Raw genomic sequence first — 7971 nt, forward strand, 5'->3', positions numbered from 1 at the left:
ACCGTCGGCGGGACTTGGGGTGCCCGCCGGCGGTTCGGTAGATAGAAGTGACTACCGTGTGTTGGAGAATGCAACATAGCCGTCCGCTGTCCGCCCGCGTTTCAGGCCCTCACGCCACCGCAAAATCCGAATTGGTGAGCGACACGCCAGGTGTCAGCCTGGCGAACAGGACGCCGCCGCCGGCGGCGCTGCCGTTAGCGTCGTAATAGAGCTCGCCGGTATCGGTCTCATAGATGATGCGGTCGGAAGAATCCTGCGCCAGCCCGGTGGTGTTCGCCCGAAAGGCCGCCGCCGAAAGCGTGCCCGGCGACAGCGCCTTGAAGATCGCATCCGAGAGCAGGAAACGGTCGTCCACCGCGTTGAAATCGGCGATCGTGTCGACATTGCCGCTGCCGAGCGCCGTGGCGAAGACGAAGGTGTCGGCGCCGCCCAGGCCGCGCAGCGTGTCGTTGCCGCCCTTGCCTTCCAGCCGGTTGGCGCCGGCGTTGCCGGTGATCGATTGCGCGAACTCGTTGCCGGTCAGGTCGACGCCGGCCTTGCTGCCGGACGAGGTGGTCGCCAAAATCTCGACATGCACGCCGGCGCCGAGCCGGTAGTCGACGCCGGCCGAAACGCGATCCGCAATGCCGTGCGAGGCGGCTTCGACGATGACGGCGCCGGCATTGTAGACGATGTAGCTGTCGTTGCCGGCAAGCCCGCTCAGCCGGTCGGCGCCGCCCACGCCGCCGTCATGCAGCACGTTGGCGCCGGCATTGCCGGTGATCGATTGCGCGAACGCATTGCCCGTCAGGTTCAGCGCGGTGGTGCTCACGGTGCTGGTCGTCCTCATCACCTCGATGGCCGATCCCGCCTTGAGGACGTAGCTGGTGCTGGCGAAAAGCATGTCGTTGTCGCCCTGCACGAAATCGTCGACGACGTCGGCCGCATTGTCGACGAAGTATTGCGTTGCGCCGTCCCCGCCGGACATCGTGTCCGCTCCGCTGCCGCCGTCGAGGATGTCGTTACCGGAGACGCCGTTCAGCCGGTCGGACCCGGCGCCGCCATAGAGCCGGTCGATGCCGGCGTCGCCCAGCAGGATGTCGTTGCCGTCCTCGCCATAGCCGTAATTGCTGCCTCCGCCAACGCGAAGCTCGTCATTGCCGCTGCCGCCATGGATGGTGTCCGCGTCGACGCCGCCGTCGATCCGGTCATTGCCGGCGCCGCCGCGCAGCGTGCCGCCGCCGTCGCGGCCGAAGATGAAGTCGTCGCCGCCGCCACCATCGATCATGTCGAGCCCGGCGCCGCCGTCGAAGAAATTGGCGTTGTCGTCGCCGGTGAGCGTATCGGCGAAGGCGGAGCCGGCGACGTTCTCGATCGACGAGAAGCGGTCGCCCGCCGCATGGCCTCCGCTCGCCGCGCCGATGGCCAGATCGACCGTCACCCCGAGGTCCGACGTCGAATAGTCGGCGATGTCGGCCCCCTCACCGCCGATCAGCCTGTCCGCGCCCTTCCCGCCCTGCAGCCGGTCGTCGAGGAAGCTGCCGCGCAGCGTGTCGTTGCCGACATTGCCGATGAGCACGAGGCTTGCGCTCGAACCCTGCATGACCCGCCCCATCAGCGTGTCGGGTGTCAGCATCGCAAACGATTCCAGGGTGACGCCGCCCCGTTGCGCCCAGAGGCCGTCCAGCGAGAACGCGATATGGGCCCAGTTCTTGACGGCCCCCGTCGCATCCGCGAGATAGCAGTTGACGGCGCTGACGTTGCCGCGCAGGTCCTCTTCGCCGGTCGGCTCGATCCCGTTGCCCGTGGCGATGAAGAGCAGGCGCTTGCTATAGTCGACGACTCCGTCGACATAGCGCTCGAAATAGAACCGTCCCGTGGTGCCGGCATTCTCGCTGCGGGCCTGTTCGACGGAATAGGGCGCCGTGCTTGCGAAGATGCTGTTGGTGTCGACGCCGCCGGGGTCGTCCACGGTGATCGTCACTGTGGTCATCGGACACTCCGATCATCTGCCTTTCGCCCGACGATCATGCCACGCGATGGCCGGATCGGCCAGAAACCGTCCGCAGGCGCGACTGCGGCGACTGCCGGCCGCGGCTGTTACGTGTCGTGCCGGCTGGAACGCAACTTCCTGCACGCCGCTGCCTTCGTAGTTGCACCGCCGCGCGTTGCGACCAATCCGAAACGCAGGTTGTCCTTAGGCTGACGGAGGGGGATAGACGACGGATGGCCGTACCAGACGAGCTACGCCTGTCCGACGAAGAGAGCGCTGCATACAAAGCGCTGGTCGCCAACGTGCGCCAGTCGAAATCAATTCGTTGATGTTGGATAAGTTGCTGACAGTTCTTTACGAACAGAACGCAGCCATCCACGAGCTCACGACGACGCTGTACCACTCGGCGAGCACGGGAGTAACCCTGAAGTCGGACGTGGCATCTGCGGCATCGAAGGCCAGGCAAAGCCTCAACCATATCCACGGAATGTTGAAGGAAGTTGCCGCAGCCGCGGCAACAGAGGGCAAGAAGGATGGCTGAGTCCGCAAAGGTCTTCGCGCTCGATGCACGGCGGGATGCGATTCAGTCCGTTCCTCCGGGCTTGTCCGGTGGAGATGGCGGGTCTACATCTGATGGGATGGAAGCCCGCGTCAAAGTGCTCGAGGACAAGTTCGACCGGATCGAGTCTAAGCTCGACGGTATCAGCAAAGATATTGGCGAGTTGAAGGTCGGCCTCGCCCATGTACGCGGCAAGCTGTATTCAATGCCGTCGACCATCACACTTTTGGGCTTCGTGCTCGCCGTCCTCGGCATCGCCGGGCTGGCAAAGTATTTCGCTCCCTAAAGAGACCGTCATCCCCAACCAAGTTCTGGAGTAATCGTCCGGCCTGGGTGCGAGATGGCGACCCGTCACCGACACCGGATGTCCACTGGCTGGGCGGCCGACCTTTATAAAATTCCTATTTCTTTCCCCTGCCGCCTCTCTCGAACCTTTATGCGGTTCGCGACCATATTCCCGCCGACGCTGCCCCTGCCATCCGGCCGCGGGCAGGCGGAGCTTGCCGGGTCGTCAACGAGGCCGCCCGCATCGCAAGTCTCCGAAGCTTCACCAGGGAGCCCATGGAAATGGACGCAATCATGATCGGGATAGGCATCGTCTTCTTTGCCCTGTCCTTCGCCTACACCAGCCTGTGCGACAGGCTTTGAGGAGGCCGCCATGCTCATCGACTACATCCTCGGCGGCGCGGTCACGCTCTTCCTCCTCGTCTATCTGACCTACGCCCTCGTCAGGCCCGAACGCTTCTGACGTTCGCTTTCGAAAGCCATTCCCATGACCTTCAACGGATGGATTCAGATCCTCGTCTTCTGCGGGATCGTCGTTCTGCTGGTGAAGCCGCTCGGCGGCTACATGACCCGCGTCTTCTCCGGCGAGCGCACGCTGCTGTCGCCTGTGCTCGGCCCGCTCGAGCGCCTGCTCTACGGCGCCGCCGGGACGAGCGAGCGCGACGAGCAGCACTGGACGACCTACGCGGCCGCCATGCTGTTCTTCAATCTTGCCGGCTTCCTGCTGCTCTATCTGCTGCAGCGCCTGCAGGGCTCCATGCCCTTCAATCCCGCGGGGATGGGCGCCGTCGGCCCCGAGCTCGCCTTCAACACCGCCGTCAGCTTCGTCACCAACACCAACTGGCAGAACTACGGCGGCGAGAGCACCATGTCGTATCTGACCCAGATGGCCGGACTGACGGTGCAGAACTTCGTCTCCGCCGCCACCGGCATCGCCATCGCCGTGGCGCTGATCCGCGGCTTCGCCCGGGCTTCGGCCAAGACGGTCGGCAATTTCTGGGTCGACATGACCCGTGCCACCCTCTACGTGCTCCTGCCGCTCTGCATCGTTCTCACGCTGGTCTACGTCTATCTCGGCGTGCCGCAGACGCTCGGCGCCTATGTCGATGCCGCCACGGTAGAGGGTGCCCGGCAGACCATCGCCCTCGGGCCGGTCGCCTCGCAGCTCGCCATAAAGATGCTCGGCACCAATGGCGGCGGCTTCTTCAACGCCAACTCGGCGCATCCGTTCGAGAACCCCGACGCCATCTCCAACCTGATCCAGATGGTGTCGATCTTCGCCATCGGCGCCGCCATGACCAACGTCTTCGGCCGCATGGTCGGCAACGAGCGCCAGGGCTGGGCCATCCTCGCCACCATGGGCGTGCTGTTCATCGCCGGCGTCGCCGTCTGCTACTGGGCTGAGGCCGCGGGCAATCCGCTCGTCCATGCGCTCGGCCTGGAAGGCGGCAACATGGAGGGCAAGGAGACCCGCTTCGGCATCGCCTCGTCCGCCCTGTTCGCGGTCATCACGACGGCCGCCTCCTGCGGCGCGGTCAACGCCATGCATGGCTCCTTCACCGCGCTGGGCGGTCTCATCCCGCTCATCAACATGGAGTTGGGCGAGGTCATCGTCGGCGGCGTCGGCGCCGGCTTCTACGGCATCCTGCTGTTCGTCGTGCTGGCGATCTTCGTCGCCGGCCTGATGGTCGGCCGCACTCCGGAATATCTCGGCAAGAAGATCGAGGCCAAGGAGGTCAAGATGGCGGTGCTCGGCATCCTGTGCCTGCCCGCCGCGATGCTCATCTTCACGGCGATCGCCGTGGTGCTGCCGACCGGCGTCGCCTCCATCGGGACGCCCGGCCCGCACGGATTTTCCGAGATCCTCTACGCCTATACGTCGGGCGCCGCCAACAACGGCTCGGCCTTCGGCGGGCTCACCGGCAACACCCCCTGGTACAACATCACCATCGGCCTCGCCATGCTGATGGGCCGCTTCCTCATCATCATCCCGGCGCTGGCGATCGCCGGTTCGCTGGTGATGAAGAAGAGCGTGCCCGCCTCGGCCGGTACCTTCCCGACCGACGGCGGGCTGTTCGTCGGGCTGCTCACCGGCGTCATCCTGATCGTCGGCGGCCTGACCTTCTTCCCGGCGCTGGCGGTCGGCCCGATCGTCGAGCATCTGGCGATGCTGCTCGGGCAGACCTTCTGAGACCCGACCATGGTCCGGCCACCAGTCCCGTCCCGCGGCAAGCGGCGTCCTCCTCCCGACGAGGAGGACGCGACGCCACCCGCCTTCCCGACGGCATCCACCTTCGTGCTGATAGCCGTCGCGCTGATCGCATTGTGGCTGCTCTCCGGCGGACTTCCGCACCTCCTCGGCTGGCCGGACACACACAGAACCTACGAAGCTGGAGCTTCACGATGAGCCATTCCAAGACCGCGAGCATCATGGATGCCCGCATCCTCGTTCCCGCCCTGGGCGACGCTTTCCGCAAGCTCGACCCCAGGAGCCTCGCCCGCAACCCGGTGATGTTCGTCGTCGCCGTGGTGTCGGCGCTCACCACCATCCTGTTCCTGCGCGACCTGGCGACGGGCGGAGAGAACATCGGCTTCTCCTTTCAGATCGTGCTGTGGCTGTGGTTCACGGTGCTGTTCGCCAATTTCGCCGAAGCCGTCGCCGAGGGCCGCGGCAAGGCGCAGGCCGATTCGCTGCGCAAGACCCGCACCGAGACTCAGGCCAAGCTGCTCGCCAATGGCGACCGCGCCAGGTTCAAGCTGGTGCCGGGCACCAGCCTGAAGGTCGGCGACGTCGTCATCGTCGAGGCGGGCGACATCATCCCCTCCGACGGCGAAGTGATCGAAGGCGTCGCCTCGGTCAACGAGGCGGCCATCACCGGCGAATCCGCGCCGGTCATCCGCGAATCCGGCGGCGACCGCTCGGCCGTCACCGGCGGCACGCAGGTGCTGTCCGACTGGATCAAGGTCCGCATCACCGCGGCCGCCGGCTCGACCTTCATCGACCGCATGATCTCGCTCGTCGAGGGCGCCGAGCGCCAGAAGACCCCCAACGAGATCGCCCTCAACATCCTGCTCGCCGGCATGACGCTGATCTTCGTACTGGCCACCGCCACCATCCCGAGCTTCGCCAGCTACGCCGGCGGTTACATCCCGGTCATCGTGCTGGTGGCGCTGTTCGTCACGCTGATCCCCACCACCATCGGCGCGCTCTTGTCGGCCATCGGCATCGCCGGCATGGACCGGCTGGTGCGCTTCAACGTGCTCGCCATGTCCGGCCGCGCCGTCGAGGCGGCCGGCGACGTCGACACGCTGCTGCTCGACAAGACCGGCACCATCACGCTCGGCAACCGCCAGGCGACCGAGCTTCGCCCGGTGAGGGGCGTCAGCGAGCAGGAGCTGGCGGATGCCGCACAGCTCGCCTCGCTTGCCGACGAGACGCCGGAAGGCCGCTCCATCGTCGTGCTCGCCAAGGACAAATACGGCATCCGCGCCCGCGACATGGGCAGCCTGCACGCCGCCTTCGTGCCGTTCACCGCGCAGAGCCGCATGAGCGGCGTCGATTTCGATGGCTCCTCGATCCGCAAGGGCGCCGTCGACGCGGTGCTCAAGCACATCGACGAAACAGTCACCGCCGGCGGCAACCGTGTCGGCGGCGACGCCATCCGCGACATCCGCGCCATCGCCGACGAGATCGCCAAGTCCGGCGGCACGCCGCTTGCCGTGGTGCGCGACGGCCGCCTGCTCGGCGTCGTGCATCTCAAGGACATCGTCAAGGGCGGCATCCGCGAGCGCTTCGCCGAATTGCGCCGCATGGGCATCCGCACGGTGATGATCACCGGCGACAATCCGATGACGGCGGCGGCCATCGCCGCCGAAGCCGGCGTCGACGACTTCCTCGCCCAGGCGACGCCGGAGAACAAGCTGTCGCTGATCCGCGAGGAGCAGGCCAAGGGCAAGCTGGTCGCCATGTGCGGCGACGGCACCAACGACGCCCCGGCGCTGGCCCAGGCCGATGTCGGCGTCGCCATGAACACCGGCACGGTGGCGGCGCGGGAGGCCGGCAACATGGTGGATCTGGACAGCGACCCGACAAAACTCATCGAGATCGTCGAGATCGGCAAGCAGCTTTTGATGACGCGCGGCGCGCTGACCACCTTCTCGATCGCCAACGACATCGCCAAATATTTCGCCATCATCCCGGCGATGTTCCTGGCCTTCTACCCGCAGCTCGGCGCGCTCAACATCATGGGTCTCGAGACCCCGCAGAGCGCCATCCTGTCGGCCATCATCTTCAACGCGCTGATCATCGTCGCGCTGATCCCGCTGTCGCTGAAGGGCGTGAAGTACCGCGCCATCGGCGCCGGCGCGCTGTTGTCGCGCAATCTGCTCGTCTACGGCCTCGGCGGCATCGTGGTGCCTTTCGTCGGCATCAAGGCGATCGACATCGCCATCACCGCCCTCGGCCTCGTATAAGGACCGCTCCCATGCTGAAACAGCTCAGACCCGCGATCGTCATGATCGTCGCCCTCACCGCCATCACCGGCCTCGTCTACCCGCTCGGCATGACCGGCATCGCCCAGGCGCTCTTCCCCCATCAGGCCAATGGCAGCCTTGTGGAAAAGGACGGCACGGTGGTCGGCTCGGCCATGATCGGCCAGTCCTTCTCCGGCGAGCGCTATTTCCACGGCCGCCCGTCCGCCGCCGGCGACGGCCACGACGCCGCCTCCTCGAGCGGCTCCAATCTCGGCCCGACCAGCGCGAAGCTGATCGAGCGCATCAAGGCCGACGCCGACAAGCTGAAAGCGGAGAACCCGTCCGCGCCGGTGCCGATGGAACTGGTGACGACCTCCGGCAGCGGGCTCGACCCGCACATCTCGCCGGACACCGCCTATTTCCAGCTGCCGCGAGTCGCCAGGGCCCGCAGCATGGACGAGGCGGCGCTGCGCGCGCTGGTCGACAGCCATGTCGAGGACCGCGAGCTTGGTTTCCTCGGGGAACCGGTCGTCAACGTGCTGGAGTTGAACTTGGCGCTGGATGCTGCGCAATCTGCCCAGTAACAAACGAGGCTGTTTGCTATGTGGGCCGTTCCTTGAGGCAGCGTTCCTTCGCACCCCCCTCTGTCCTGCCGGACATCTCCCCCGCAAGGGGGGAGATT

Annotated in this window: 7 protein-coding genes; 6 read left to right on the top strand and 1 reads right to left on the bottom strand. The window is 66.1% G+C overall.

The window, feature by feature from the left end; translation table 11 throughout:
• Positions 1-109: 109 nt before the first annotated feature.
• Positions 110-1972 (bottom strand): calcium-binding protein, encoded by a 1863-nt coding sequence (locus AC5JDC_RS19355; RefSeq protein ID WP_495843744.1) that lies wholly within the window; start codon positions 1970-1972, stop codon positions 110-112.
• A gap of 328 nt (positions 1973-2300) precedes the next feature.
• On the opposite strand from AC5JDC_RS19355, the gene AC5JDC_RS19360 reads away from it, so the two are divergent.
• The 6 genes from AC5JDC_RS19360 (at position 2301) to kdpC (ending at position 7873) form a co-directional block, all read left to right on the top strand.
• Positions 2301-2513: a hypothetical protein gene (locus AC5JDC_RS19360; protein ID WP_495843746.1), complete on the top strand. Its 213-nt coding sequence runs from the start codon at positions 2301-2303 to the stop codon at positions 2511-2513.
• Complete coding sequence (locus AC5JDC_RS19365; RefSeq protein WP_495843748.1) at positions 2506-2817, top strand: hypothetical protein; 312 nt, start codon at positions 2506-2508, stop codon at positions 2815-2817. The genes AC5JDC_RS19360 and AC5JDC_RS19365 overlap by 8 nt, the downstream gene beginning before the upstream one ends.
• 372 nt (positions 2818-3189) lie before the next feature.
• Positions 3190-3279, top strand: coding sequence for a K(+)-transporting ATPase subunit F (locus tag AC5JDC_RS19370; RefSeq protein WP_106775432.1), 90 nt, complete (start codon positions 3190-3192; stop codon positions 3277-3279).
• Positions 3280-3303: 24 nt separating this feature from the next.
• Positions 3304-5007, top strand: coding sequence for a potassium-transporting ATPase subunit KdpA (gene kdpA, locus AC5JDC_RS19375; RefSeq protein ID WP_495843750.1), 1704 nt, complete (start codon positions 3304-3306; stop codon positions 5005-5007).
• Between the two features lie 212 nt (positions 5008-5219).
• Positions 5220-7289, top strand: a complete 2070-nt coding sequence (gene kdpB, locus AC5JDC_RS19380) for a potassium-transporting ATPase subunit KdpB (RefSeq protein ID WP_495843752.1) — start codon at positions 5220-5222, stop codon at positions 7287-7289.
• Positions 7290-7300: 11 nt separating this feature from the next.
• Complete coding sequence (kdpC, locus tag AC5JDC_RS19385; protein ID WP_495843754.1) at positions 7301-7873, top strand: potassium-transporting ATPase subunit KdpC; 573 nt, start codon at positions 7301-7303, stop codon at positions 7871-7873.
• Positions 7874-7971 lie beyond the last annotated feature (98 nt).

The organism is Kumtagia sp., assembly GCF_059502445.1.